General features: G+C 63.2%; 23 protein-coding genes and 2 tRNA genes. 16 read left to right on the top strand and 9 right to left on the bottom strand.

Going from position 1 to position 25,890, the window contains the following annotated elements; translation table 11 throughout:
- Positions 1–80 precede the first annotated feature (80 nt).
- Positions 81–857 (top strand): DUF1499 domain-containing protein, encoded by a 777-nt coding sequence (locus BHK69_RS07415; protein ID WP_069689536.1) that lies wholly within the window; start codon positions 81–83, stop codon positions 855–857.
- Between the two features lie 166 nt (positions 858–1,023).
- Here BHK69_RS07415 and BHK69_RS07410 read toward each other — a convergent pair whose 3' ends face one another.
- On the bottom strand, positions 1,024–1,938 hold the full coding sequence (locus BHK69_RS07410; protein ID WP_069689535.1) for an MBL fold metallo-hydrolase: 915 nt from the start codon (positions 1,936–1,938) through the stop codon (positions 1,024–1,026).
- A 135-nt stretch (positions 1,939–2,073) separates the two neighbouring features.
- Here BHK69_RS07410 and BHK69_RS07405 point away from each other — a divergent pair, with 135 nt between their 5' ends.
- Positions 2,074–2,691, top strand: a complete 618-nt coding sequence (locus tag BHK69_RS07405) for a biotin transporter BioY (protein ID WP_083269814.1) — start codon at positions 2,074–2,076, stop codon at positions 2,689–2,691.
- A gap of 297 nt (positions 2,692–2,988) precedes the next feature.
- Here the strand turns inward: BHK69_RS07405 and BHK69_RS32575 are convergent, their stop codons facing one another.
- The 4 genes from BHK69_RS32575 to BHK69_RS07390 form a co-directional block, all read right to left on the bottom strand.
- On the bottom strand, positions 2,989–3,126 hold the full coding sequence (locus tag BHK69_RS32575) for a hypothetical protein (protein WP_158516171.1): 138 nt from the start codon (positions 3,124–3,126) through the stop codon (positions 2,989–2,991).
- Positions 3,127–3,265: 139 nt separating this feature from the next.
- Entirely contained in the window at positions 3,266–4,876 is a 1,611-nt protein-coding gene (locus BHK69_RS07400) for a putative bifunctional diguanylate cyclase/phosphodiesterase (protein ID WP_069689533.1), read from the bottom strand.
- A gap of 141 nt (positions 4,877–5,017) precedes the next feature.
- Positions 5,018–6,793: an ATP-binding protein gene (locus BHK69_RS07395; RefSeq protein ID WP_244548429.1), complete on the bottom strand. Its 1,776-nt coding sequence runs from the start codon at positions 6,791–6,793 to the stop codon at positions 5,018–5,020.
- A gap of 537 nt (positions 6,794–7,330) precedes the next feature.
- Positions 7,331–7,407: transfer RNA gene (locus tag BHK69_RS07390), tRNA-Pro, on the bottom strand.
- A gap of 147 nt (positions 7,408–7,554) precedes the next feature.
- Between BHK69_RS07390 and BHK69_RS07385 the strand changes: the two genes are divergently transcribed.
- From BHK69_RS07385 to BHK69_RS31890, 3 genes are all read left to right on the top strand, one after another.
- A tRNA-Gln gene (locus tag BHK69_RS07385) sits at positions 7,555–7,629 on the top strand.
- Positions 7,630–7,770: 141 nt separating this feature from the next.
- Entirely contained in the window at positions 7,771–8,055 is a 285-nt protein-coding gene (locus BHK69_RS31895) for a hypothetical protein (protein ID WP_148663343.1), read from the top strand.
- A gap of 62 nt (positions 8,056–8,117) precedes the next feature.
- Entirely contained in the window at positions 8,118–8,330 is a 213-nt protein-coding gene (locus BHK69_RS31890) for a hypothetical protein (protein WP_148663342.1), read from the top strand.
- Positions 8,331–8,756: 426 nt separating this feature from the next.
- Here BHK69_RS31890 and BHK69_RS07380 read toward each other — a convergent pair whose 3' ends face one another.
- Positions 8,757–9,215: a very short patch repair endonuclease gene (locus BHK69_RS07380; RefSeq protein ID WP_069689532.1), complete on the bottom strand. Its 459-nt coding sequence runs from the start codon at positions 9,213–9,215 to the stop codon at positions 8,757–8,759.
- A 76-nt stretch (positions 9,216–9,291) separates the two neighbouring features.
- On the opposite strand from BHK69_RS07380, the gene BHK69_RS07375 reads away from it, so the two are divergent.
- The 6 genes from BHK69_RS07375 (at position 9,292) to BHK69_RS31885 (ending at position 18,158) form a co-directional block, all read left to right on the top strand.
- Entirely contained in the window at positions 9,292–10,896 is a 1,605-nt protein-coding gene (locus BHK69_RS07375; protein ID WP_069689531.1) for a DNA cytosine methyltransferase, read from the top strand.
- Positions 10,897–11,020: 124 nt separating this feature from the next.
- Entirely contained in the window at positions 11,021–13,660 is a 2,640-nt protein-coding gene (locus BHK69_RS07370; RefSeq protein ID WP_069689530.1) for a Z1 domain-containing protein, read from the top strand.
- A gap of 139 nt (positions 13,661–13,799) precedes the next feature.
- Positions 13,800–14,663, top strand: coding sequence for a PD-(D/E)XK motif protein (locus BHK69_RS07365; RefSeq protein WP_158516170.1), 864 nt, complete (start codon positions 13,800–13,802; stop codon positions 14,661–14,663).
- On the top strand, positions 14,645–16,498 hold the full coding sequence (locus BHK69_RS07360) for a hypothetical protein (protein ID WP_069689528.1): 1,854 nt from the start codon (positions 14,645–14,647) through the stop codon (positions 16,496–16,498). Before BHK69_RS07365 ends, BHK69_RS07360 begins: the two co-directional genes overlap by 19 nt.
- Positions 16,495–17,409: a hypothetical protein gene (locus tag BHK69_RS07355; RefSeq protein WP_069689527.1), complete on the top strand. Its 915-nt coding sequence runs from the start codon at positions 16,495–16,497 to the stop codon at positions 17,407–17,409. The genes BHK69_RS07360 and BHK69_RS07355 overlap by 4 nt, the downstream gene beginning before the upstream one ends.
- A complete protein-coding gene (locus tag BHK69_RS31885) occupies positions 17,406–18,158 on the top strand; it encodes a DUF6339 family protein (RefSeq protein ID WP_158516169.1) in 753 nt (250 codons plus the stop codon). The genes BHK69_RS07355 and BHK69_RS31885 overlap by 4 nt, the downstream gene beginning before the upstream one ends.
- Positions 18,159–18,410: 252 nt before the next feature.
- Here the strand turns inward: BHK69_RS31885 and BHK69_RS07345 are convergent, their stop codons facing one another.
- Together BHK69_RS07345 and BHK69_RS07340 are read right to left on the bottom strand one after the other, a co-directional pair.
- The gene (locus tag BHK69_RS07345; protein ID WP_069689525.1) at positions 18,411–19,835 is read right to left on the bottom strand and encodes an ATP-binding protein; all 1,425 of its coding nucleotides are present in this window, start codon (positions 19,833–19,835) and stop codon (positions 18,411–18,413) included.
- Between the two features lie 5 nt (positions 19,836–19,840).
- The gene (locus tag BHK69_RS07340; protein ID WP_244548428.1) at positions 19,841–20,605 is read right to left on the bottom strand and encodes a response regulator; all 765 of its coding nucleotides are present in this window, start codon (positions 20,603–20,605) and stop codon (positions 19,841–19,843) included.
- Positions 20,606–20,889: 284 nt separating this feature from the next.
- On the opposite strand from BHK69_RS07340, the gene BHK69_RS07335 reads away from it, so the two are divergent.
- Genes BHK69_RS07335 through BHK69_RS07315 form a run of 5 tightly spaced genes read left to right on the top strand, consistent with a single transcriptional unit; the run spans position 20,890 to position 24,982 of the window.
- A complete protein-coding gene (locus BHK69_RS07335; RefSeq protein WP_069689523.1) occupies positions 20,890–21,135 on the top strand; it encodes a hypothetical protein in 246 nt (81 codons plus the stop codon).
- Between the two features lie 23 nt (positions 21,136–21,158).
- The gene (locus BHK69_RS07330; RefSeq protein WP_069689522.1) at positions 21,159–22,616 is read left to right on the top strand and encodes a TolC family protein; all 1,458 of its coding nucleotides are present in this window, start codon (positions 21,159–21,161) and stop codon (positions 22,614–22,616) included.
- Between the two features lie 45 nt (positions 22,617–22,661).
- The gene (locus tag BHK69_RS07325; RefSeq protein ID WP_083269171.1) at positions 22,662–24,134 is read left to right on the top strand and encodes a multicopper oxidase family protein; all 1,473 of its coding nucleotides are present in this window, start codon (positions 22,662–22,664) and stop codon (positions 24,132–24,134) included.
- A 27-nt stretch (positions 24,135–24,161) separates the two neighbouring features.
- Positions 24,162–24,656 carry a cupredoxin domain-containing protein gene (locus tag BHK69_RS07320; protein WP_069689521.1) on the top strand — a complete coding sequence of 165 codons (495 nt, stop codon included), beginning with the start codon at positions 24,162–24,164 and terminating at the stop codon, positions 24,654–24,656.
- 32 nt (positions 24,657–24,688) lie between these two features.
- On the top strand, positions 24,689–24,982 hold the full coding sequence (locus tag BHK69_RS07315) for a copper-binding protein (RefSeq protein WP_069693452.1): 294 nt from the start codon (positions 24,689–24,691) through the stop codon (positions 24,980–24,982).
- A gap of 411 nt (positions 24,983–25,393) precedes the next feature.
- Here the strand turns inward: BHK69_RS07315 and cueR are convergent, their stop codons facing one another.
- Entirely contained in the window at positions 25,394–25,876 is a 483-nt protein-coding gene (gene cueR, locus BHK69_RS07310) for a Cu(I)-responsive transcriptional regulator (RefSeq protein WP_069689520.1), read from the bottom strand.
- Positions 25,877–25,890: the final 14 nt, after the last annotated feature.

The raw sequence follows: 25,890 nt of genomic DNA, 5'->3' as shown, positions 1-25,890 counted from the left end.
GCGGGGCGGGCGGAAGGCAAGGCCGGCTGAGAATCATCGCCGGCCTTGCCTTCCGCCCGCCGCAGCGTCACCTAAAGGCCATGCATCGCCGTCTCGTCTTCGAGGAGCCTGTCTCGCGCGCCGCGCTGTGGAGCCGGCGGCTGGCCTGGTTCTCGCTCGCGGTGCTGTTGCTGTCGGTGCTGGTGTTCCGGGCGGGCGAGCCGAGCCTGCAGGGTCTCGCTCCGATCGCAGGCGCCTATGGCTTCGTGCTGCTGGCGCTTATCCTGTCGGTGCTAGCCTTCATCCGCATCTGGCAGTCCGGCCATCGCGGCGTCGGCATGGCGGCGCAGGCTTTCGCCCTCGCCCTGCTGCTGCTCGCACCGGCAGGCTATGTCGGCTTCAAGCTCGTCACCTTACCGGCCCTGAACGATATCTCGACCGATATCGACGACCCACCCGCCTTCAGCCGTTCGCGCGTCGCGCTCGATGCGCGCAAGAGCCGCGTGCCGCCCGATGTTTCGCCCGAGCTGCGGCGGGCTCAGCGCCAGGCCTACCCCAAGACCTTGCCGATCGTCCTGGAGGTGCCAGCCGAGATGGCTTTCGACATCGCCAGGCGCGCGGCACTCAATCGCGGCTGGCAGGTGCTCGAATCGGCGCGGCCGGGCGGGCGCAGCGGAGCCGGACGCATCGAAGCTGTGGCGCGCACGCGCCTGCTGCGCTTCTCCGACGACATCACCATCCGGGTGCGCCCGCGCGCCGATGGCAGCCGGATCGATATCCGCTCGGCCTCGCGCCTCGGCACGCATGATCTCGGCGCCAACGCCGCGCGCATCGCAGCCTTCGCCGAGGAGGTCGAGCTGCTGGTCGAGACCCGCTAGAGTCGCTTTGGAACCTCCAGCCTTCATCCTGAGGAGCCATTCCTCACGGCGAATGGCGAGTAGCGAATGGCGAGTAAAGCTTCCATTCGCTACTCGCCATTCGCCATCTCGCGAGGAATGGCTCCCCGGGATGAGGGCTCGCGGAGTTTCCAAATAGGCTCTGAGCTCAGATTCGCCGGTAGCGACTCGTCAGCAGCGGCAGGACGTCGTCGCAGGAGACGCTGCCGCGCAGGACGAGGTCCTCCAACTGCGCCAGCACCGACAAGCCGGCCGCCCCGTGCAAGGCCGGGGCGAGACCCTGGTAGATCGCCCGCACCATCTCGGCGATGCGCTCGTCGCCCACGCTCAATCGGTTGAGGATCGCCGCCTCGCGCTGACGGCGATGCTGCACCAGGCCGCGCAGGAAGCGCTGCGGCTCCATGACGGGGCCGCCATGGCCGGGCCAGTAGAGCCGGTGCTCCATGCCGCGCAGCTTTTCGATCGAGGCCATATAGGCCGCCATCGAGCCGTCCGGCGGAGCGACGATGCTCGTCGACCAGGCCATGACATGGTCGCCCGAGAACAGGCTCGCCTCCTCGGCAAGACTGAAAGCGACATGGTTGGCGGTGTGGCCGGGGGTATCGATCGCCGTCAGCGTCCAGCCGGGACCTGAGACATGATCGCCATCGCGCATCAACAGGTCGGGTGCATAGGCGCGGTCGGCCGCGGCATCGAGCGGATTCGCCTCGCCGAGTGCGAGCTCGCGTGCCGCGCGGTGCAGGCCGCAGCCGACGATACGTGCGCCTGTCGCGGCCTTGACGGCGGGGACGGCGGGCGAATGGTCACGATGGGTGTGGGTGACGACGATATCGGTCACGGTCTCGCTGGCGACCGCCGCGAGCAGCCGCGCGACATGAGCGGGATCGTCCGGCCCCGGATCGATGATCGCGACCCGGCCGCGCCCGACGATATAGGTACAGGTGCCGGTGAAGGTCATCGGCCCGCCATTCCCAGCGATGACGCGCCGGACCAGTGGCGAGAGCTCCGCGATCTCACCCGGCGGGGTCGTGGCCGTTCTGTCGAACTCGATCTCGTCGCTCATGCGTCGCCTTGCACTCCGGGCTGCCCATCCGCGCAGCTTCCGCGCGCTTGTGAGGCTTTGCCGCATTTCCTATAGACGGGAAAGATGGTCGCGCGACGCGGCCCTGCTGAACAGGATCCAACGCGGATGGCAGACATGCTCCCCCTTCAAGCTCCCACCCTCGTCCATGCGGCTCTGCCGGCGGTCTCGGGTCCGCGCGCCGCCATGGCCCGCAACATCGCGCTCACCGTCGCCGGCAGCCTGCTGCTGGTGCTCGCCGCCAAGATCAAGGTGCCGTTCTGGCCGGTGCCGATGACGCTGCAGACGCTGGCGGTGCTCAGCCTGGGCGCAGCTTATGGCTCGCGGCTCGGTGCGGCGACGGTCGCGCTCTACATCGCCTATGGCCTCGCCGGCCTGCCGGTCTTCACCAATACGCCCCCGGTTGCGGCGGGCCCGCTCTACCTGATGGGGCCGACCGGCGGCTTCCTCGTCGGCTTCATCCTGGCGGCGGCTGTGGCCGGCTGGGCGGCGGCGCGCGGCGCCTCATTGACACGTCTCGTCGTCGGTCTCGTCACGGCCGAGGCACTGATGCTGGGCCTCGGCTGCCTGTGGCTCGCGCTCGGCGCGCAGATGGCAGGCGGGGTGACCGGCGTCGGTTTCGCCAAGGCCTTCGCCTTCGGCGTTCAGCCCTTCCTGATCGGCGATGCGCTCAAGGTCGCGCTGGCGGCCTGCTTTGTCGGCACCGGCTGGTCGATGCTCCAGCGTCGCGGCTGAACCACGCGCAGCAAGGCAATGCGAAGGCCGGGGGAAACCCCGGCCTTTTTCACGTCGTGGCGTTGGGGATGCGAAAAAGTGGGACCCGGTTTTTCGCGTCGACCCTGCTCTAACTCCGGCTCTCGATGCTTCCTTGGCTCAGAACCACCGCGTCATCCTGGACAAGCCGCGCGAGCGGCGCAGCTCCGGGATCCATCGTAGGGTGCAGTTCCCTACGATGGATCCCGGGGACGACCTCCGGTCGCCCAGGATGACGGCCCGTTTCCGAGCCAAGACAGGATGCTGCAGTCTCGGGGCTCAGCCGGCCGGGCGCGAATCGCCGCAGCTCTTGGGCATGTTGAACGGCCGCAGCGTCTCGCCGCATTTGTCGCAGGCCGCCAGCATGGTCGCCAGGCCGAGAATGCCGATGATCTGGAAGAGACGCTTACGCTTCATGATGTCGAGACCGCTGCTGAATTGGCCCGCAGCCTACAGGGCCTGACCGCGCTTCGCCATCATGGAAATGCGCACCGGCTGCTCGGAGCTTGAATCGAGATAGCGCCACCGCTGGAATCCGACGGCGTCGCTTGTGGGTTTACGACCTGTAGCCGACCGCGCGGACCAGCGGACTGCGCAACGGAGCCGGGGCCTGCCGCAAGGAGAGGTCGGGCGTCCTGGTGGTCATTTCATCGAGGAACATGGGTTTCGCGAAATAGTAGCCCTGCGCGAGTCGGATGCGAGTGGCGGCTTGGAGATAGAGGAGCTCCTCAATCGTTTCGACGCCCTCTACGATGATCGACATATCCAGCGCATCGGCCAGCGATTCAATCGTCTTCAGAATGCTCTGGCTGCGCGGGCGCTGGTGAATCGCGGTGATGAATGAACGATCCACCTTGATCTCGTCGGCCGTGATGTCGGCGAGCGCCGCCAGCGACGAATATCCGACACCAAAATCGTCAATGGAAACGCGCGCTCCAATCTCGCGGATCATCGGCAGGACCTGCGTCTGGAACCGGCTCTTCGACAGGAACGCTTCCTCGGTCAGCTCGATCATGAAACGCTGGGCACAGCCGGTGGCCTCGATGGCGTCGACCAGCGAGCGCATGAATACGGGCTCGTCCGCCTGACGCGCGGCGACGTTGAGGCTGATGGTCGAGGTCGCGCCGAACGCGCTGTCGATACGATCGATCGCGCCGGTCGCTTCGGCAAGAACGAGATGCGTGATCTCGTCCATGAGTCCCAACTCGACCGCCAGATTGACGAAGTCACCCGGCGGGTGGATTACGCCCTCCTCGTCCATCCAACGCAGCAGCACCTCGACGCCGACAACTTCGTTCGAACGAAAATCGACCTTCGGTTGGTAGGCGCAGCGGAGGCGTCGGTCTCGAACGGCCAGCCGAAGCCGCTGTTCGATCTTCATCCGTTCGCTGGCGGCGTGATCGACGCCGGGGCTGAAGAACTGCACGCTGCCTTTGGTGGTGCCCTTGATCCGGTACATCGCTCGGTCGGCGTTGGAGCAGAGCGCGTCATAGGAGCGGCCGTCGGCAGGGTAGAGGCTGACGCCGACCGAAGCAGAGGTGAGGATCTCGCTGCCCTCGATGAAGTAGGGCTCCTTCAGCCTGGAGAGGAAATGCTCGACCCTGGCGGCGATCTCTTCCATCGGCCCGGCGGGCGAGAGCAGCAACACGAACTCGTCCCCCCCCACGCGCGCCATCAGATCGCAGGGGCGCAGTTCGCCGCTGAGGCGCTGGGCGACCTTGACCAGCAGCGCGTCGCCGACGGCATGCCCGTAATAGTCGTTGATATTCTTGAAGCCGTCGAGATCGAGAAAAGCGAGGGCGAAGGTCTGTTCGCGATCCGATGCCGTCAGCGCTGCGACGCTGCGCTCAAGCAGGCCCCTGTTGGGTAAACCGGTGAGATCGTCGAAATAGGCACGCCGGAAGAGGTCGTCCTCAAGCGCGCGCTGTTCGGTGACGTCTAGGGAAAGGCGGACCTGATGCGGTACGCCACCGATGGACAACGAGAGTTGCTGCACATTGATGGTGCGACCGGCCAGCACGGCATCCCGCTGGCCCGCCGGCAAGGCGGCATGAGCTAACCCCTGGCGGTTCGCATAGATGGATAGGTTCTGGCTTGCAGCAGCAATTCCGACCGGAAGGCCGTCGAGAACGTCCAGCAGCGTTTCGAAGTCGATCGATGTGGTCATCTGCGATCTGTCGCGGCTAGAGCAGGATGCGAAAAAGTGGGAACCGGTTTTTCGCATTGATCCTGCTCTAACTCTTTGATGCGAGACGGATTCAGATTTGAGATGGGATCACTCCGTGATTCCATCTCAAATCATCCGGCTCTAGCGCTTGAGAATCTGCAGGCGTGCATCTTCCAGCAGGCGCGAGACGCCAGAGCCCGGCACTTCGCTGGAGCTGTCGGGTGCCGGAGGCTCGCGGACCGGGGCGGCACTTGCCTCCTCGTCCTTCACCGTGCCGCGCCACCGCGCAACGACGGTTGCGATGAACTCGCGCTGCGTCGCCACCTCAGCGTCAATGGCCGAAGGGGCGGTGGATTCGCTGCGCGGCACCGCCGTCTCCTCCAGCCGCCGAAAGGTCAGGCGGGCCGGCATCGGCATGCCCTCGCCGAAGCCGACTACCTCGCCGGTGCCGAGGGAGGGAACGAAATCGAGCAAGTTTGCTCCAGCATCGGCCACGGCCGAGCGGAGCAGCGCTTGATCGTGGTCGTTGGCCATACGCATCGCCAACAGGGTGGAGCATTGCGAGATGATGGTGGGATCGAGCTCGGCCGGCCGCTGGGTGACGAGGCCGAGGAAGACGCCGTATTTGCGGCCCTCTTTGGCGATTCGGGCCAAGGCGCGGCGGGTCGGGCCAAACCCCAGGCTGTGATCCGCCGCGGCGTAGCGGTGTGCTTCCTCGCAGACGAAGAGCAGCGGCATTGCGCCATCGCTCCATAGACCGAAATCAAAGGCAAGTCGGCACAGCACGCAGACCACCGCATCAACGACTTCCACCGGCAGACCGGCGAGCTGCATGACGCTGATGGGCTTACCGTCGGGCTCGAGGCGGAAAAGATGCGTGAGCAGGCCAACCATGGTGTCGCCGCCGACGCTGGCATTCTCAAACATGAAGGCGTAGCGCGGATCGTTCTTGATGGTCTCGATCCGCGTCATCAAGCGATGATAGTTCATGCGCGAGGATCGGTTCTCGAGCTTGCCCATGCGATCATCGATGAGCGCCAGCAGATCCTGCAGCAGATAGGGTACCGGCGTATCCACGGTGTAGCCGGTGCGCTTGGGATTGCTTTTCTTGAAGCCGAGCCGATCGGTGGCAGGCTTGTATTGCAGATAGTTACTCTTGGCGATCGGGATCAACTCGGAGAGTATTTCCAATTCCTCGGCCACGGCGGGACGGCCGCCATAGACGACATCGGTCAGTTCCTCGAAGCTGAACAGCCAGAACGGCAGCTTCAGATTGCGCGGGCTGATGACATTGGCCCGTTCGCCGAAACTGCGGCCATACTCATTGTGACCATCAAGCAGGAAAATCCGCACATCCGGTCGTGCTTTGAGGATTTCCTGAAGGATTACGGTGACGCCGCTGGATTTACCCACGCCCGTGGAGCCCAAAATCGCGAAGTGCTTGGAGATCAGGCTATCGACGTCGATATGGGCCGAGATGGAACTGTCGTGGTTGAGATGGCCGATATTGATCGTGCGTTGGCCTGCCGGGGTGTAGATCAATCGAAGATGCTCGCGACTGATCAGATGGGCCGCGTCGCCGATAGCGGGGTAGTCGGAAACACCGCGGCGAAAGGCCTGGGATCCGTCGGCATTGCTGACGATTTCGCCCATCAGCGCGACCCGCGCCACCGCACGAAGCTCCTTGGCGGCTTCGGGGGAAGGCCGTGTCGAAACCTCGATGACCATGCCAATGAGGGACAGGGGACCGGCATCGATAGCCAGGAATCGACCTACGGTCGCCCTCGCGCCCTTGTCGGGCCAGGGCGCAGGCAGGTCGATCTGGGCCTCGGAGCCACGCACGGAAAGAACGTGGCCGATGGGACCGGCCGTCCTGGCGGATTCCGGGCCTCCATGGTGGTCGCCGAGCTGATTCAAGAGAAGCCCCCTTCAGGCAGAAGACAGCCTGCCCAGAAACTAAGCATGAAAGGGCTTACGAAGAGGTTGATCTGATCCCCATAAACAAGACCATTTGAAGTTTGAGTTTCCGCGCTATTAAGCCTGCCCCTCCTCGCCCGCGGCTCGTGCTGACTTTGCGTCATGCCACCCTTCTGGGCGAGGTCGCCGACGGACAGGACACCAGCAGGAGTCGACTTCGCTCGCAAATGCTCCGGGCGTTCGATCTCGAAATCGAGGAGAACGCCTCTGCCGGGCTGCTTTGCCCGGTCGCGGATGGCAGCGCTGCGCCCTTCGACGGAAGCCAGCCACTGCGAGACACGAGGGCCAAATCGGCTTGTCCTCTCCTGCCGAAATCCGAACGGCCATCGAGGGGTTCCCTTTCGCGCTCGCCAGTTCCCGGTCTTGGAATCTTTCGACGGCACGACGAGATGCGAGGCCATATGCGCCGCCCTTTCGTAGGAAGGGGCGGCCCAAGGCCGAAACTCGCGCAAAATCAACAATATTCGGGAAATCCAGTGGTCGGAGTGGCAGGATTTGAACCTGCGACCCCCTCGTCCCGAACGAGGTGCTCTACCAGGCTGAGCCACACTCCGATCAACTGGTGCCGGGCTTATAGCCAGCGTGGAGCGCGGGCGCAACAGCATCCAGGGCATTGTGACGCCGATTTCTGCAAAGAGATATTCGGCGGCGGCGCGGATGGTTGCGCACGGCCGCGCCGCGTTCTAGAAGGCGCGGCACGTTGGGGCGTCGCCAAGTGGTAAGGCAGCGGTTTTTGGTACCGCCATTCGGAGGTTCGAATCCTCCCGCCCCAGCCACAAAAATCATCTAAGCTACTGATATTGTTAGCATAAAACACTGTCTTGGCGGCTTTCCCACCAGCTGGTGCGCGAAGGCCTGGCACGTAGGGGGCATCTCGCCTAGAGCGGCGTGGAGCCGCCTATGACAGGTGCCGGCGTTTGCTTGATTTTCTCGCGCAGCGCCTGAATCAGCACTGCATGGTGATGAGCTTAAGGACCCGGGCACTTAAATCTGCGCGTTATCTGGCAGCGCAACTCGGTGCAGCTGTCGAAAAGATGCTGGTCTCACCGTCCGTAAACTGGGTCACCAAGGAGCAGCTGAAGGATTTCTTCCGCCGCTCCTTTGCGATCCATGAGGAAACCATTCGACGTGCGGCCGCCATGCCTGATGCGGGGCCGATCACGATCGAGAGCAACCGCACTCTTTCGGTGGCAAATGGCTGAACCTCCGGGTAATCGCCGAGCAGGGAACGCCTGCGGAAGTGAGAGAGGAAGATCGCTTAGCCATGACCGCGGCCGGCATTTCCCCGGCGGAACTTGCCACGGTGGTCGACGCGGTTCGCTGGCATCGTTCCCCGAAGCGTCTGTCCCAGATGTGGCAGTCGATTGCCCAAATCCTGGTGGAAGTGGGCGCCGAACCCACATCAGACAACATCTCACGGGCAGAACGGCTCTATGCGCGCGCAGAGCGAAGCAGCCTTCTGAATCCTACCAGTTGAAACCCCGGAATTCGATTTCGGGTCGCTGATTCGGGAGACGCAGGCACTCCACCGTCGATCGCGTGGTCCATCGCCAACCCCACAGCCAGCCTTGACGCTGACCACATGGGGCCTGCCATTGGCCGTACGACAGCACTTCAGCATCTTGGGGAATGGTTCGATCCGCCTGTTGAGGCATCATCTGCTGCGGAAGCGCTTAACGGCGAGGAGGGCGTTTCTGTCGTGGAGGCGGCCCGGGCCTTTCAAGGGACAAGGCGAAAAGCGAGGAGTGGACGTCGAAGACGCAGAGTCAATTTCTCTCGATCTGCGACCTCCTTGACCGGTTCCTGAGGAAGGAGTGCTCGATCGATGATCTACGGCACCTCGGGCTACCCCACCTTCACAGATTCAATCAGTTCCTGCTGGCAGGCTTGGCCCAAGCTCTCCTTACGCATCTGAGCGCACCAGCGCACTCTCGAAGAAAGGCATGTCGGAACGTATCCAGCGATCGACTTCCACAACCGTCTCGACCGCATAGGCCTTTCGCAGGGCGCATTCCCAAACGATTGCCGTTCGCCATCCAAGGTCGGCCAGTGCTTGCATGGCCTCTTTGTCCCGCTCGACATTGCGAGCGAACTTATTTTGCCAGAATTCGACATTGCTTGCAGGCGTCGTGCACCAGTGGCAGCCCTTGTGCCGATGCCAGAAGCAGCCATGGACAAATATCGCAACCCGCCTTGAGACCAGCACGATGTCTGGTCTGCCCGGCAGTCCGGCGACATGTAGCCGATAGCGAAAGCCGGCCCGATGCAGAGAGCTCCGCAGAAGGCTCTCAGGTTTTGTGTCCTTCCCTCTAATGCCGGCCATCATGCGCGAGCGAGTTGCGAGATCGACTATGTCAGCCATGCACCAGAGCCTGTCATTTCACGGCAGAGATGATATCAATCACCCTTTTGCACGACCTTTCGAAAGCGTGTGACTCTTGCCAACTTATTCGGTCGTCGACATCTTTGCAGGGCCAGGGGGGCTGGCGGAGGGATTTTCGAGCGTTCCCGGCGCGGAAGGCAAGAGGGCATTCAAGATTGCGCTGTCGATCGAGAAGGAAACGGCAGCATATTCTACGCTTCGGCTCCGAAGCTTTCTCCGCCAATTCGACGGCAATCTGCCCGACAGCTACTATAATCTCATCAACAGCGGGAAGGACGAACCCGATTGGGCTGCGCTTGATCCGGAGAGGTGGAAGGCAGCCTGCGAAGATGCTTGGCAGCTCGAGCTAGGCAAGGAACACCCGGAACTCCGGCTGAATGCCCGACTGGACTCCATCCGCTCCCAAAGCGATGGCAACGTCATTCTGATAGGTGGACCTCCCTGCCAAGCCTATTCGCTCGCTGGGCGGTCGCGCAACCTTGGCAAGGAAGGCTACGTCGCCAGCGAGGATGAGAAGCACTTCCTCTATCAGGAGTACATCCGCATCCTCGACCGGCTCCGCCCGGTTGCTTTCGTGATGGAGAACGTCAAGGGGATGCTTTCGTCGTCCGTCGATGGCGAGAGCCGGATATTTGATCAGGTTCTCCACGACCTGCGCGGAGAAACGCGCGGCGGCGAACGCTATCGATTGATTGCTCTCGATCCTCGCAGCCGAAAGCAACTCGATCTGGGAGAGCCACGTGCCTCCGACTTCATCGTTCGTGCCGAGGATTTCGGAGTCCCCCAAGCGCGCCACAGGGTGATCGTCGTGGGTCTTCGATCAGATCTGGCCGCCAACCTCCCGGACTCCGCGCTTGCAGATCGCATGGTCCGACATAACCTGACCGCTACGGTTGGCAACGTGTTGACAGGTATGCCAAGGCTGCGCAGCGGCCTGAGCCAAGGTATTGACGGACGTCAAGAATGGCGGGAAATCGTCGAGGCTGCCATGGCCTTCGTAGCCGAGCTCGAGACCAACCTTCCTGACGATCTTCAGACAAGGTTTGCCGATCGGGCAGCGACGTATGATGACATTTTTCGTAGGCAGAATGACGTCCCGTGCCGCAAGGCGCATGGGGCCGGCATCTCGCCCTCATGCCCAGCAGACCTGCGTGATTGGCTGATCGATCCCAAGCTAACAGATCTGCCTAATCACGAAACGCGCGGCCACATGGCGAGTGACTTGGCTCGATATTTCTTCGCAGCGGTATTTGCTGAGGTTGTAGGGCGTTCACCCAAAGCGGCCGACTTTCCGGAGGAGCTGGCACCCGACCACGAGAACTGGACTTCTGGCAAGTTTGCCGACCGCTTCCGAGTTCAGCGTTCCGGTAGCCCGTCGACAACCGTCACGAGCCATATCTCGAAGGATGGGCACTACTTCATTCATCCCGATCCGCTGCAGTGTCGCAGCCTGACAGTGCGCGAGGCTGCCCGCCTTCAAACCTTTCCGGATAATTATCTTTTCAAGGGAAATCGCACCCAGCAGTATGTGCAGGTGGGGAATGCTGTCCCCCCGCTGCTTGCACGCTGGATTGGAGAGGCGCTTTTTGCCATTCTTACTGCAAGATGCGCAGATGTTGCGGCTCCCAAGCTTGAGACGAGACTGTCGCGCGTCGGTTGATCGAATTCCGCGAGATACCCCTATTGGATGTATCGTTCTGAGCGGTTCCACTCCTGCTTGCTAGGGTTGCCGCCTCGGTGCAGAACCGGTCGAGGGTTAAAGCGGCTCGAAGGCAGGGGATTGCATGACATCGACCACACAAGTTGAAGCGTTCGTGCGGCAGTTGCGCGCGCGCCTGCCCTCCGCCGCAGACATCGACGACGCCGCAAGGCTCGTCCGCCAAGATCTCGAGCCCTTTCTCGGGCGCTTTTCCGAGGAGAACGAGACAGACTTTGCTGTAGCCATCGAACAGATGCGCGCTTCGATCCGGCCGGTCGAGATTCTTCGTGTGAATTCGATCTTTCGCACCCGTCAGCAATGGTATCAGGGGCCTGGGGACGGCGACCGCCACTGGCCTGCTCTGCGTGCCTATCTGATCGACTCTAAGGACTGGTCTCCCACAACGGTCGATGAACGGATAGGAGCTGCGTCCAACGAGATCGTCTCGTTGCTCGAAGCGCCAGCCCAAGAAAGCTTCGCTTGCCGCGGGCTTGTAATTGGCCATGTGCAGTCCGGCAAAACAGCGAATATGACTGCCGTCATCGCAAAGGCGGTGGATGCCGGCTACAATCTGGTGATCATTCTCGCGGGCCTAACAAACAAGCTGCGCAAGCAGACGCAAGGACGGATGCAGAAGGACCTGGTGGACCGCCTCAGGGACCGCTGGCAGCTTCTAACCCGCGAGGACGAGCAGGGTGACTTCAGAATGCCGCCCAACGGCGGCTTCCCGATGCCTGCTGCCGGCGCGGTCCACCTCGCCGTGGTGAAGAAGAACGTGGCCCCTCTCGGGCAATTGCTGCTTACGATCGAGCGGACCGTGCCTGCCATCCTCCGGCGCCTCAAGGTGCTGATCATCGACGACGAGTGCGACCAGGCAAGCGTTAACACGGCCTCCGGCGAATACGATATGACGCGGATTAATGAGATGATCCGCCTCATCCTCCGGAGGATCCCTGCAAATTCCTATGTGGGATATACCGCCACCCCGTTTGCGAACGTGCTCATTAACCCGTTCCCGGCTGGCGGTAGCCAACTCGATGACCTCTATCCCAAGGACTTCATCACAGCCCTACCCACCCCGGATGGCTATTTCGGTACCGAGCGCTTGTTCGGTCGTCCGCCAGTCGATGCCGACTCGCCGCGACTGGAGGAAGAAGGGCTCGACATGATCCGCGACATTCCGGAGGCTGATGCCACGTATCTGCAGCCGCCGAGCCGAGCAGATAAGGACCTATTCCAGCCGCGCATGCCGTCTTCGCTTGAGGATGCAGTGCTCTACTTCCTCGCATCATGCGCGGCGCGTCGGTTCCGCGGCGACGGCGGTAACCACATGTCAATGCTGATCCATACCTCTGCCTATGTGATCATGCACGAGCGCCTTGCAACGCTCGTCAAGGCATGGCTCGAGGTCAACGCGGACCAGATCGTCGCATCCGACTCGCCGTTGGCGAGACGGATGCTCGCGCTATGGGACGCGGAGCAGGCGCGCGTCCCAAGTGATCTCAGCATCCTCCCCCAGGTGAACGGCGAACAGCTCATGCCGTTCATGCCAGAAGTTCTCGACGCACTTGTCGTGCCTGTCGAAAATGGGGTTAGCGAGGACCGGATCGACTATGACGGTCCCGCAAAGACCTACATCGTCGTCGGCGGATCGATCCTAGCCCGCGGCCTGACGATTGAGGGACTTTGCGTGAGCTACTTTCTGCGGACATCAAGCCAGTACGACACCCTGCTGCAGATGGGGCGCTGGTTCGGCTACAGACCGCGATACGAAGATATGCCGCGCATCTGGATGACGGAATCGCTCAGCACGGCCTTCAGATCGCTTGCACTCGTCGAGGCGGAGATACGGACCGACGTTGAGGAATACAGGATCCGCCGGACAAGTCCGACCGAGTTCGCGGTCAGGGTCCGGTCCATTCCTGGAATGGCGATCACCGCAGCCAGCAAGATGCGAGCAGCAGTGCTGACCGACATGAGCTATGCTGGCAAGCACATCCAGACTATCCGGTTTGACCACCGCGATCCCAACGTCGTTCGCGGAAACTGGACGGCTTCTGCGAATCTCTTGACCCAGCTAATCGATCTCGGACTGCGTGATCCAGAAGCGAATCGCGCGCTGTTCCGCGGCGTTCCAGGGCGCCTGATCGTGCAGTTCCTGCGCGCTTACTCGGTTCAGGCATCACATCGCGAGCTCTCCAACGAATTTCTGCTGGGTTACATCGATGCATCGGGCGACAGTCGCAGAACTTGGAATGTTGGCGTGGTCGAACCTAGGATCGGCGAGCCGTCTGCGGCGCCCCTGGGCGGACTTGGCACGCTTCGCCTCTCGAACAGGACTAGATTGCAGCGCCCCGAAGATTTCGCGGACATCAAGGCGCTCATGTCACGACGCGACGTGATGTTTGACTGGGTCGAGGAAGGAGATGCGGCGACATCCTCTGATTGGAGCGGCCTTAAGGCTGCCCGTGCCGACGTCGTTGGCGACACGCCGCTGCTGCTGCTCTACCCGATCGACCGTCGTTCGACACCGCGCCCGGGATCCCGCGAGCGGGTCGCACTCGATGCAGTCGGTGATCTTATTGGCTTCGGGATCGTTTTTCCGGGCTCGGTCGAAGGCTCTGGCGGCTACTACAGCGTAAGACTGGAGGCACCCTCGGCTGATGATCTCCAAGACATCGAAGATGAGGTCGCGGAGCAACTCGAGGCAGGTCGTGTCCACTGACTCGCCACTCGATCACTGGACCATGCTTCGACGTGGTGGCCAAGCGTCTACGGGTCTTGAGATACCCAGTATCGATACTGGCATTGAGACGGGCTTCGGGCGTGTGCGGCTCGCGCTTGGCAGTGCGGGCGAACTCCGGTTGCTCCTTCCCGTGCGCCAGAGCGAGCGGATTGCCGACATTCCGGCAAACCAGTCGCTTCATATCGGCGTGTCGACATACTTGCTGAACGGCACTCCGATCCGTTACCTCGATATTGTCTGTTTGAATGCTGCGCTCGACGGTGCCTTCGCAGACGTTTGTGCCGAGATCATACGACGAATTTCGGACGGGGCCGCGCCGACCGAGGCCAGCTTGACGACGCTTGACGACTTCCGGTCACTGCTGATCGTACCTTCGGCCGAGGTGACATCTCAGGAGATGCGAGGCCTCATCGCTGAGCTCGTGATGCTACGTCGTCTCCTTAACTTGGATCCGCGCGCTTGGCGGCTGTGGCGCGGGCCGCTCATGGAGCGCCATGACTTCAGAGGCGGCAGCTTCGCAATCGAGGTCAAGTCCTCGGCGCGTGTGGCCGGGCGGTCGGTGACGATCTCCTCGATAGATCAGCTTGTCGCACCCGTGGAGGGCGCTTTACATCTGTATCTACTTCAGCTCGAGGAGGCTGCGGGAACCGATCTGTCGATATCAAGGCTCGCCGCAGAATCGATCTCGATGGCGTCCGATCCACAGCAGATCCGCGATCTTCTGGCCGCGCTCGGGTGCGCCGATCCCGATGCTAGAGCGTGGAACCGGGCCAGCTTCCGCATCGAGGGCGAGCATCAATATGCCGTCGACGCCGCGTTTCCGAGGATCGTTCCCGAGAGTTTTATTGCTGAAGCCGTACCAGAAGGCGTTGTCAGCCTCTCGTATACCATTGACCTTGCCGCTGCCGAAGGAAGTCGCCTCGATGCCCTCGCGGCCGAAACGCATGTACGGGAAATGATCGCATGCCTCGATCACCCCTGATCCTTCATTCCGAGGCCTATTCTGCTTCGGGGAATCTCGCCGCAGACGGGTATCTAAAACTGCTCGGCGCGCCGTCGATTGATCTCGTTCAAACCGTGGTCCGAGAGGCGGTTCAGAACAGCTGCGATGCGGCCATCTCGGACGGAGGAGCCGAGGTTCATTTCCGGCTTCGCACGCTTGATCGGGACCAGGCAGCCGTGTTGCGGCACGACATTCTGGGACAGCGTCCGCTGGACCATGCTGCCGCGCAAGCTCTGGAGGCGTATCTTTCCTCCGCCCGCCCCCGCGTTCTGGAGATCTGCGACTTCGGGACCACAGGACTAGCGGGTCCCACAAGGGCAGATCTGGCGGTCAACGAAGACGAACCCTCTGACTTCGTTGATTTTCTGCGCAACGTCGGCTCACCGCGCAACACGACCCACAGTGGCGGCACCTACGGATACGGCAAGGCATCGCTGTACATGGCCAGCCGCTGCTCTGCGATATTGATCGACAGCCAGACCTTCCACGCCGGCCAGCCAACGAGGCGGGTCATCGCGGCCCAGCTCGGATTGTCATTTGCGGCGGAGGATACCGAAGGCGTGCGACGTAGGTTCACTGGACGGCACTGGTGGGGGGCGGGCGCCAAGGGAGACGAGTTCGTCGATCCGTTGGAAGGACCTGAGGCAGCCACTTTGGCCGAAGATATCGGCTTTCCAGTGCGCGACCCCTCGCGATCGGGCACCTCTATCATGATCCTCGACCCGCTGTTCGTTGATCAAGACGAGGTGCGGGCGCTGCGTCTGATAGAGGAATCACTGCTGTTCTTCTTCTGGCCTCGCATGCTGGAATGCACGCCTCGGAGCCGCAGGATGCATTTTCGTATCTTTGTCGAGAACGTGGAGTACCCGCTGCCAAGACCGGAAGATTTTCCTCCGCTCGACCTGTTTGCGCGCGCCATGAGCGGATTGCGCTCCAGTCCAACCGCCGGGGAGGAGGTGCGCTCGCAACGTCCAAACCGCGTCCTCGGCCGCCTCAATATCGTCAGAGGACTTCGCGCCGAGCGGCGTGCACCAGCGGGTCTCGAGGGCAGCTTGTTTCCTGAGCGCTCAGCGGCAATCGCGGTGATGCGGCCGGTAGAACTGGTGGTCCGCTACTATCCCGGCAACCAGCTTCCCGACGATCGCTTCGAGTGGGGCGGCGTGTTCGTGGCTTCGAACGACGAGACGGTCGAGGCTGCGTTCGCAAGGGCCGAGCCGCCTGCGCATGACGACTGGCAGCACGAGGCGCTTGCTGACCGAGTTGAACGCAGCATCGTCCGGATCGCCGTAAACCGGATCAAGATTGCCGCTGCTGAATATGCGACGCCAGTTTCTGCCGCACGTCCCGGAGGAGAGACGGGACCATCCTTCGCAAAGGTGGCCGGCCTATTAGGCCGCGTGCTCGAGGGAGATGGCGAAGGTGCGGGTGCGCGCGCCTCAGGAGGCGGAGGCGGAGGTGGAGGCGGCTCACGGAGCGCGCTGGGTGTCAGCAGGCCCGTGTTCGCGAGGCTGGAACAAGGCGCAAGCGGGCCCGTCGCGGTTTTCCAACTGGAGATCAAGGCGAGAGTGGGGGGACAAACTGTACTTCTCCTGGAACCTGCGCTGGTGATGGATGGCGGAATTGCAGCCGATGTGTCGTCCATCGCCCGGCCGACAGTGCTCGCGGTTCGGGACGAGGCCGGCGATCTATTCCGCGAGACCGCGCGAGTCGAGATTGGTGGACGGGCCGGCCGGTTCGAGGTTTCGGTCGTTATGCCATCCGACTGTGCCGTGACGCTGGGTGCGCGGCTGGTTTCCGGAGCAGACAACGCATGACCCGTGTTGCCTTTCCGTTTCTCACCCTCGGAACCGACGCTGTACTCGCGCGGCCTTGGATGCTGATGGATGGCGACCGCGAGGTCGCTATCGGCGACGCATGGCTATCGGACTGGGACAGCGCGAGGGACGTGACGCTTCGACGTCTCATTTCCATCGATTTGGACATTGCGGCAGCGCAACTTCGCATGGAGATCAACGAGCGGACGCTCGTGCTTGTAGTGCGGATCGGGACGGGAGCTGGCAACGTTCCCCGAATTATCGTCACAAGGTCGAGATATGAACTTGCCCGCGGCGATGCGACGCTCGTTCTTGAGGAGCGAATTGCGGGACACGAGCTCTCCCAGCGCCTGTTGGTCGAAACACAGATCCTTGCGAATCGGACGTCTGCGAACGCTCATCCGCTCTCTCCGCTTCGAGCTTCCTCCAAGGTCTGGGCTGACCGAATTGACCTCCGGCTCGAAGGTGAAGAGCCTAGATTTCCAATGGAAGCTATCAGCTTCTCTCAGCGCTTCGGGGGACGCCCGGAGGCCCATGCCCCATGGTTTCTTCATTGGACGCCGGGCAACCTCCATCGCGACTTCGGAGGTAGCGTCCGCCTGTTCGTGAACAGCGATCGTCCTGATCTTGTAGAGCGCCTTTTGTCCGGCGACCGAGCTACCCTGCAGGTCGTTCTCGCAGATGTCATGATCCAGATCATCTCGACATCACTGCGACAGGCAGACTTCCAGCAGGTCGCAGCCGACGGCGATCCCGGTTCGATCATCGGGCGGGTCCTGTCTTGGATGACGCTGGCATTTCCGGGGCAGGATGCACAGACTATCAGAAGCGCGATGGAACTTCGCCCCTCCACCTTCCATGCGGCGATTCTCGCTGCGGCCGATGTTGCCGGAGAGGAACCAGGCGCATGAGCGTAGCGCTATTGCCTCGCCTCGATCGTCTCTCCGTCGATGCCTGTTTATCAGCCGGGTCAACGCTTGGAACTGCCGCCCAGACGGATCTGGATCCTGCTAGCTTTCCGCTTGGAACGACCTACGCCGCCAGTGGCGGGACGCCAGTCCGACGGGAATTTCTCTTGGAATTGCGGTCGGCCCTTCTTGAAATTGCAATTGGCTGCGGCTTTCCACAACGCGGCAGCAGCGCGAGTCGTGCACGGTTCGATGAGCTCGCATCCATCCACCTCGCACAGCTTCCGGAGTTAGCTGGTGGCGAGGCGTTGCGCGATGATGTCTGGGCATTTCTTGCAACTGTGATCGCCCCCGACGTGGTGGTCTGGCGGTTCACCGACCGCCCAGCTGAGCGATTTCATGGAGGCGTTCGCAACACTTTCCAGCGGCTGTGGATGCGAGGGAGGATTCTCGATCGAGATGTCGGCGCAGAAAGGCGATGGGGCATGTTAGCCGAGCTCACGGAGGACGCGATGGTGCAGATCACCGAGCGCCCTTCAATCGGTGGCGATACCCGTGTCGCGCGGGCTTTTGCCGAGGGCTGGCTGCGAGCGGCGGGAAGGCTTGGTCGACCAGCGATGGAGGGCGCGACGCGCGAGGCGATCGTTCGCCTGAGGCTCCGCAACCAAGTGCAGCTGCTGGCCGAGGTCGGTGACCGTGAGCTTTCGGAAATCGTCGATTCCTTCTTCGTCTCGGATCAAGAGCGGACTTGACCACCGCGACTGACTGGGTTTTCGCACACATGCCATTAGCGACGTCACAGCGATCTCGGCCGTCAGGTCGTCGCGCAGCCGATCTCGCCAAAACAGGTGTTGCCGCCTGTGACCGATTGATATAGCACAAGAGCGAGCGCCAAGCGTCTAATACGAAGTAATATCAATAACTTATGTAGTTCGTATATTTTAGCTGGGTATCCTCCCGCCCCAGCCAATTTCCTACAAAGACTTCCGCATCCGCCGCGGGCATCAAGCTGGCCGCGATTCGATGGATTCTGATTGCGCCGAGCGATCCTGCGCCGCATCCGTCGGCTGACCTGCGGAGACATCCAGTTTCGGCAGGGTGATCGTCACGCGCAGGCCGCCCTCGCGGCGATTCGCCAGCGCGATCTCGCCGCCATGGGAGGCGATGACGGCGCGGGCGATCGTCAGGCCCAGTCCGGAGCCACCGGTTTCGCGGCCGCGCGATTCCTCCAATCGCACGAAGGGCTGGAAGACGCGCTCCATCTGCGCCTCGGGAATGCCGGGGCCGTCATCCTCGACCGTGATTGAGAACTGTGTCGGCGTCTCCGCGATCACGACGACGGCGCTGTCGCCGTATTTCACCGCATTGCCGACGATGTTCCAGAAGGCCCGCTTCAGCGCGAGCAATCTGCCGAGCACGCGGCCATGGGCGCGTGCATCGAGCGTGATCCGGCGGCCCTGATCGGCCTCGTCATCGACGATGGTTTCCAGCACCGAGACGATGTCGATCGGGCGGGCGGCCTCGCTCGAGTCGCCGCCGCGCAGGAATTCCAGCGTCGAATCGATCATCCCCTCCATCTCGGAAAGGTCGGCGTCGACGAGATCGCGCGTCGCCTCGTCCTCGAGCAGTTCGGAGCGCAGGCGCAAACGCGTGATCGGGGTGCGTAGATCATGCGAGACGGCGGCGAGCGCCTGGGTGCGCTCGGCGACGAGGCGCTGGATGCGCTCACGCATGGTGTTGAAGGCGCGGGCGGCGCGGCGGACCTCGGCCGGGCCGGATTCATCGAGCGGCTGGGGCGTCTGGTCGAGGCTGAAGCGCTCGGCTGCGATGGCGAGATCGCGCAAGGGCCGCGTCGCCCAGCGCAGCAGCAGCACGGCGACGACGATGATGCCGATGCCGAGGCAGATCATGACGGTCATCAGGCCGTCATCGCCATGCTGCGGCGCGCCCGCCGTCGACGAGAAATTCACCCAGGAGCCGTCCTCGAGCCTGACCGAGACCAGCATCATATGGCGATAGGCATCGGCCTCGCCCGAGCGGAGCGCGCCGTCATCGGCGAAGCCGAGGCGGAAGGATTCGGCCGCGAGATCAGGCACGAGCTCCTTGAGCCGGGCTTCCATCACTTTTGTGCGCTCGGTCGCCGGCGCCGTGCCCAGAACCAGGCTGACCTTGCTCCAATGCACTTCGAGGCTCGCGCTCGACAGATCATGGGCGACACGGTCGCGCTCGGGCTCCTGCGGAATGCTGGCAATGGCGCGCTTGATCGAAACGATGCGCTCGGCGAGGCCGCGAGCGCTCTGTCGCGTCGCATGGCTCTCGACGCCGATATGATAGGCCCAGTAGCCGGCGAGATGAAAAGCCAGCAGCGCCACGACGAGGACCAGGATGGCCCGGCTCGCCACCGTGTCGGGCAGGCCCCGTTTCAGCATGCTCCTCACGCCGGCTGCCCTTCGCGCGACCTGACATCGGGCGTGAAGACATAGCCCGCGCCCCGGACCGTCTTGATCAATTGGCCGCCCTGGGCGTCGGCCTCCAGCTTGCGGCGCAGCCGGCTGATCTGGACATCGATGGTCCGGTCGAAAGGATCGTCGCTCACCCTGGCCTTGGCGTATTGCATCAGCGCCTCGCGCGAGAGCACGCGGTTGGCATGCTCGACGAAGACGACGAGCAGGTCGAATTCGCCTGTGGAGAGATCGACCAGCGTGCCCGAAGGCGAGACCAGTTCGCGCCGACGCAGATCGACGTTCCAGCCATCGAAGGCCACGAACTGGCTGACCTGGCCGGCATCCGCCTTGCGCGTCGCCCGGGCCCGACGCAGCACGGCGCGCACCCGCGCCAGCAATTCGCGCGGGCTGAACGGCTTGGTGACGTAGTCGTCCGCGCCGACCTCCAGGCCCAGGATGCGGTCGCTCTCCTCGCTGCGGGCGGTCAGCATCACGATGGGCACCTGCGAGGTCGCGCGGATATCGCCGCATAATTCGATGCCGGAACGGCCCGGCAGCATCAGATCGAGAATGACGAGGTCGATCGCCGTATGCGCCAGGATTTCGAGCATCACGCGGCCATCCGGCGCACCCGTCACCTGATAGCCATGACGCTGCAGGAAGCGCGCGACCAGCAGGCGGATCTGCGGGTCGTCATCCACCACGAGGACATGGCCGTGGTCGTCGGCCACTGCTGTGACGGGTGTCTGATCCAAATCCGGCTATCCCTGCCTGCGCATCAGCTTCGCGTGTCGTCTGCGGGGATGAAGAGCCCCCAGTTCCACTTGCAGGATAGCGCTACTCGGCCCGTCATGCGCGGCCGGCATCGCAACAATTTGTAACGGACGCGGGCCGGCGCCAGTTGCTACCCAGATGCCATCGACGCTCAGGACATGCCGCCCCGCGATGCGCCGAGAGCCGGATGATTTCGGATGGGATCACAGAGTGACCCCATCCGAAATCTGAATCCGTCTCTCAACTAAGAGTGAGAGCAGGATCAATGCGAAAAACCGGTTCCCACTTTTTCGCATCCTGCTCTGGACCGCTCCTCATCACCTCGCTGGGACTGGTGCTCGGCGCCTGCTCGGTGGCGCCCATTCCGGGCTATCTGGCGCGACCGGCCGATCCCGATATCCGCGTTCCGGCATTGGCCTATCAGAGCGTCGGCGCCGGGTCGGCCACGCTGCGCCCGGCAGAGCCCAAGGACTGGCGTGAGCTCAACCGTCAGGTCGGTCCGCGGCCATGACCAGCACAAGAACTGCCTTGCCCATGCCTGCCCCCATCCATGCGAACCGGATCTCCCGCCTCGCCTTACTGGCCGGCATCGCCGCCCTGCTCGGCGGCTGCGCCAGCTTCTCGCCCGATGGCGGCGTCGGGACGGCGAAGGCAATCGCCTATTCCGAGCTGAACAAGGATGTCGTCAAGATCGGCGACGATGCCTCCGCCGGCACAGCCAAGGCGCGGGTCGACATGCTGCTGAAGGCGCCGTTGACGGCCGACAGCGCCGTCCAGATCGCGCTGCTCAACAATCGCGGCCTGCAAGCCGCCTTCAACGAACTCGGCATCGCCGAGGCGCAGATGGTCGCGGCCAGCCTGCCGCCCAATCCGCGCTTCGGCATCTCCAAGCTTTCGGGCCGGTTCGAGATCGAGATCGAGCGCCAGGTCGCGGCAAGCCTGCTCGCGCTCGCCACCTTGCCGGCGCGGGCGGAGATCGCGCGCGATCGCTTCGGCGCGGCCCAATTGCGCGCGGCCGAGGCCGTGCTGAAGCTCGCCGCCGAGACACGGCGGCAATATTATCGCACGGTGGCAGCCAATGCCCAGGCGGCCTTTTTCCAGGAGGCCAAGGCGTCATCCGACGCGGCCTCCGAGCTGTTCAAGCGGCTGGGCGAATCCGGCGGCATCAACAAGCTCAACCAGGCGCGCGAATTCGCCTTCGACGCCGAGCTCGGCGCGCAGCTCGCGCAAGCCAGGCTGCAGCAGCGCCGGGAGCGCGAGCGGCTGGTGCGCCAGCTCGGCCTCTGGGGCGACGACCTCAAGTTCAAGCTGCCCGGCACCTTGCCGCCCTTGCCGCCGCTGAAGACCGTCAAGGCTGTTGAGGCCGAGGCGCTGCGCAAGCGCATCGACGTGCAAGTCGCGCGCTCCGAGCTCGATCTCCTCGCCAAGGCGCTCGGCCTGACGCAGGCGACCCGTTTCGTCAACGATATCGATCTTCTGGGTCGACGCACCTATGACCGTGGCCGCAGCGTCCTGGCCGATGGCGAGATCGAGCGCGAAGCCAAGCGCAGCCGCACGCTGGAGCTCGAAATCGAGATCCCGCTCTATGATTTCGGCCAGTCACGCGTCGTCCAGGCCGAGCAAACTTATATGCAGGCTGCCAACAAGCTCGCCGAGAAGGCGGTCAATGTCCGCTCCGAGGCGCGCGAGGCCTATACCGCCTATCGCGGCTCTCACGAGATCGCCCGGCAATACCAGACCAACGTGCTGCCCTTGCGCAAGATCATCCAGGACGAGGCGCTGCTGCAGTATAACGGCATGCTGATCGACGTGACCCAGCTCATCGTCGATGCGCGCGGCCGCATCCTCTCCAATATCGCCGCGATCAACGCCCGGCGCGATGTCTGGATCGCCCATACCGATTTCAAGCACGCGATCATCGGCGGCGGGGTCGGCGCAGGCGGTAGTGCCGTCGTCGCCTCAGTCGGCGGCGGCGATGCGCCGGCGCACTGACGCCAGCGAGAGGGACATCGACATGACCGCCAAGAGGACATCGACATGACCACAATGTCACGCAGGGGGTTCATCGGCTCGTCGGGCCTCGTGCTCGCGGGCGCGGCCGCCGTCTCCGGCCGAACCGCCTTCGCCTCGGTGCCGGAAGCGCCGACGATGACGGAGGCTGCGACGCAAGCGCCGCTCGTGCCGACATCGGGGCCAGACTACCAGCCGGTCGCGACGCTGAACGGCTGGACCTTGCCCTGGCGCATGCAGGAGGGCTGGAAGGAGTTCCATCTCGTCGCCGAGCCGGTCGAGCGCGAGCTCGCGCCAGGCATGAAGGCCTTCCTCTGGGGCTATAACGGCCAGTCGCCGGGACCGACGATCGAGGCGGTCGAGGGCGACAAGGTCCGCATCTTCGTCACCAACAAGCTGCCTGAGAACACCACCATCCATTGGCACGGCCAGCGCCTGCCCAACGGCATGGACGGCGTCGGCGGTTTGACGCAGCCGCATATCCCGCCCGGCAAGACCTTCGTCTACGAGTTCGAGCTCAGGCGCTCGGGCACCTATATGTACCATCCTCATTCCGACGAGATGGTGCAGATGGCGATGGGCATGATGGGCTTCTTCGTGGTGCATCCGAAAGACCCGGCCTTCCGCCGGGTCGACCGCGACTTCGTCTTCCTGCTCAACGCCTTCGACATCGAGCCCGGCTCTTACGTGCCGAAGGTCAACACCATGCTCGATTTCAACCTGTGGTGCTGGAACAGCCGGGTCTTTCCCGGCATTGATCCCTTCGTCGTCGGCCTCAACGACAAGGTCCGCATCCGCTTCGGCAACCTGACCATGACCAACCACCCGGTCCATATGCATGGCTACGAGTTCAAGGTCTCCTGCACCGATGGCGGCTGGGTCGATCCTGCTGCCGCCTGGCCGGAGGTCTCGGTCGATTGCGCGGTCGGCCAGATGCGCGCCTTCGATTTCGTCGCCGACGAGCCCGGCGACTGGGCGATCCATTGCCACAAATCGCACCATACGATGAACGCCATGGGCCATTCCGTGAAGACCTATATCGGCGTCGGCAAGAAGGATCTCGCCAAGCGGATCGCCAAGATCGCGCCCGGCTACATGCCGATGGGCTCGAACGGCATGGGCGAGATGGGTGGCATGGAGATGCCGCTGCCCGACAACACCTTGCCGATGATGACCGGCTTCGCCCAGTTCGGCCCGGTCGAGATGGGCGGCATGTTCTCGGTGGTAAAGGTGCGCGATGGGTTGGCGAAGGGCGACTACAAGGATCCCGGTCCGTACAAGAACCCACAAGGCACCGTCGCCTATGAATATAAGGGCGCTGGCCTGACCGAGGCGCCGCGCGCGCAGCCGCCTAAAGCCCAGGTCGCACCCGGCGCCAAGGTCGCTCCCGGCGCGAAGATCGAGCCGACGGAGTGGCGGGTCAAGGATCCGCGCAAGCCCAGGCTGGGCCCGGACGGCAAGCCGCTGCCGGCCGCCAAGAGCCCGCATTCCAACCACTGACCCGAACCACCGGACAGGAGCGAACGCATGAAGCGGACGATGTCGATACCGAAACTGGCCGCTCTGGCCTTGCTGCTCTCGACTGGAGCGGCCTTCGCCGCGCCGGGCGCGGCCGGCCACAGCCATGGCCATGGCGACGAGACCGCCTATGGCAAGCCCGGCGACCCGAAGAAGCCGGCCCGCATCATCCAGATCTCGATGGGCGAGCGCGACGGCAAGATGCAGTTCATTCCCGACAGGATCGAGGTGCGGCGCGGCGAGCAGGTCAAGTTCCAGCTGCGCAACAATGGCGAACTCGACCATGAGCTCGTGCTGGCGACGCTCGAGGAGAACCTGAAGCACGCCATCGAGATGCAGAAGAACCCCGACATGGAGCATGACGACCCGAACGCCAAGCGCCTCGCGCCAAAGAAGACCGGCGAGATCGTCTGGCAGTTCACCAAGGCCGGCGAGTTCGATTTTTCCTGCCTGATCCCCGGCCACCGCGAGGCGGGCATGACCGGCAAGGTCGTCGTCAAGTGACGATCCTTGTTTCCAAACCAACGATGGAGACCATGATGCGCAGACTTCTCACGATCACCTTCGTCAGCCTCGGCCTTGCCGGGGCAGCCCTGGCGCAGGACTCAGCCCTGGTGAGCGCGACGGTCAAGAAGGTCGATGCGGCCCAGGGCAAGATCACGCTTGATCACGGGCCGATCAAGAATCTCGACATGGACAGCATGACGATGGTGTTCAAGGCCGCCGATCCCGCCATGCTCAAGGATGTGAAAGCCGGCCAGAAGGTGATGTTCACCGCCGACCGGGTCAACGGCCAGATCACGGTCACGAAGCTCCAAAAGGCGAAGTAATACCAATGGCCTTTGACCCCGGCTTATGGCTGGGGTCCTGCCGTCATTCCGGGGCGATCCGAAGGAGCGAGCCCGGAACCGAGAACCGACGCCGCAGGGGATGAGCGAGACAGGCATCACCGTTTTCAATAGGGCGGGGAGAAGCGAAGAGGGCGTCGCGGTCACGGCGAAAAGCGCGGGGAACCCTTCTCCCGTATGGGAGAAGGGCAGGGATGAGGGCCTGCCGCTGATTGCTGGAGCGGGACTGAGCCGCAGCACCTTCTACTGAGAGGGCACACCCTCACCCCTGCCCCTCTCCCATCCGGGAGAGGGGTTCCCCGCGCCCGGTCGAAACACCGCAGCGCACGGGCGCGCTCGGGCAGTCGGGCATGAGCCCGGGATGAGGGCTCGCGGAGATTGCCAAACCAGTCGCTAGGCAGGCAGCGCCGCATCCTCATGGCAGGCGCAGTCAGCTTCATGCCGCGCCTTGCGCCTGGGCTTGCCGGGCACTGGCGCGAGCGACGCGGCCGGGTCGGCGAGATCGGCCAGGATCGGGCAGTCCGGCCGTCCATCGCCATGGCAGGTCCGGGCGAGATGCGAGAGCGTGCGCGCCATCGCCTGGAGCTCGGAGATCTTGGTTTCGAGATCCTGGACATGCCTCATCGCGACGCTTTTCACATCGGCGCTGGCGCGGCTCTTGTCGCGCCAGAGCGCCAGCAATTCGCGCACCTCCTCGATCGAGAAGCCCAGATTCCGCGCCCGCTTGACGAAGCGCAGCGCATGGACGTCGTCATTGGCATAGACGCGGTAATTGGCCTGGGTGCGGACCGGCGCGGTGATCAGCCCGATGCTCTCATAGTAGCGGATCATCTTGGCGGTCACATTCGAGGCCTTGGCGGCTTGTCCGATGTTCATGGCCCGTCTCCTTG

The sequence above is a fragment of the Bosea vaviloviae genome (genome assembly GCF_001741865.1).
Classification (GTDB): domain Bacteria; phylum Pseudomonadota; class Alphaproteobacteria; order Rhizobiales; family Beijerinckiaceae; genus Allobosea; species Allobosea vaviloviae.
The sequence above is the reverse complement of the archived record's forward strand: the minus strand, read 5'-3'. Positions and strand labels throughout refer to the sequence as shown.

Coding starts and splice junctions, on each gene's coding strand:
- BHK69_RS07410 (WP_069689535.1), bottom strand. CDS start 1,938: ATGAGCGACGAGATCGAGTTCGACAGAACGGCCACGACCCCGCCGGGT.
- BHK69_RS07320 (WP_069689521.1), top strand. CDS start 24,162: ATGAAGCGGACGATGTCGATACCGAAACTGGCCGCTCTGGCCTTGCTG.
- BHK69_RS32575 (WP_158516171.1), bottom strand. CDS start 3,126: ATGAAGCGTAAGCGTCTCTTCCAGATCATCGGCATTCTCGGCCTGGCG.
- BHK69_RS07315 (WP_069693452.1), top strand. CDS start 24,689: ATGATGCGCAGACTTCTCACGATCACCTTCGTCAGCCTCGGCCTTGCC.
- BHK69_RS07370 (WP_069689530.1), top strand. CDS start 11,021: ATGACATCGACCACACAAGTTGAAGCGTTCGTGCGGCAGTTGCGCGCG.
- BHK69_RS07405 (WP_083269814.1), top strand. CDS start 2,074: ATGCTCCCCCTTCAAGCTCCCACCCTCGTCCATGCGGCTCTGCCGGCG.
- BHK69_RS07415 (WP_069689536.1), top strand. CDS start 81: ATGCATCGCCGTCTCGTCTTCGAGGAGCCTGTCTCGCGCGCCGCGCTG.
- BHK69_RS07360 (WP_069689528.1), top strand. CDS start 14,645: ATGCCTCGATCACCCCTGATCCTTCATTCCGAGGCCTATTCTGCTTCG.
- BHK69_RS31890 (WP_148663342.1), top strand. CDS start 8,118: ATGACCGCGGCCGGCATTTCCCCGGCGGAACTTGCCACGGTGGTCGAC.
- BHK69_RS31885 (WP_158516169.1), top strand. CDS start 17,406: ATGAGCGTAGCGCTATTGCCTCGCCTCGATCGTCTCTCCGTCGATGCC.
- cueR (WP_069689520.1), bottom strand. CDS start 25,876: ATGAACATCGGACAAGCCGCCAAGGCCTCGAATGTGACCGCCAAGATG.
- BHK69_RS07325 (WP_083269171.1), top strand. CDS start 22,662: ATGACCACAATGTCACGCAGGGGGTTCATCGGCTCGTCGGGCCTCGTG.
- BHK69_RS07335 (WP_069689523.1), top strand. CDS start 20,890: ATGCGAAAAACCGGTTCCCACTTTTTCGCATCCTGCTCTGGACCGCTC.
- BHK69_RS07345 (WP_069689525.1), bottom strand. CDS start 19,835: ATGCTGAAACGGGGCCTGCCCGACACGGTGGCGAGCCGGGCCATCCTG.
- BHK69_RS07330 (WP_069689522.1), top strand. CDS start 21,159: ATGCCTGCCCCCATCCATGCGAACCGGATCTCCCGCCTCGCCTTACTG.
- BHK69_RS07380 (WP_069689532.1), bottom strand. CDS start 9,215: ATGGCTGACATAGTCGATCTCGCAACTCGCTCGCGCATGATGGCCGGC.
- BHK69_RS07400 (WP_069689533.1), bottom strand. CDS start 4,876: ATGACCACATCGATCGACTTCGAAACGCTGCTGGACGTTCTCGACGGC.
- BHK69_RS07355 (WP_069689527.1), top strand. CDS start 16,495: ATGACCCGTGTTGCCTTTCCGTTTCTCACCCTCGGAACCGACGCTGTA.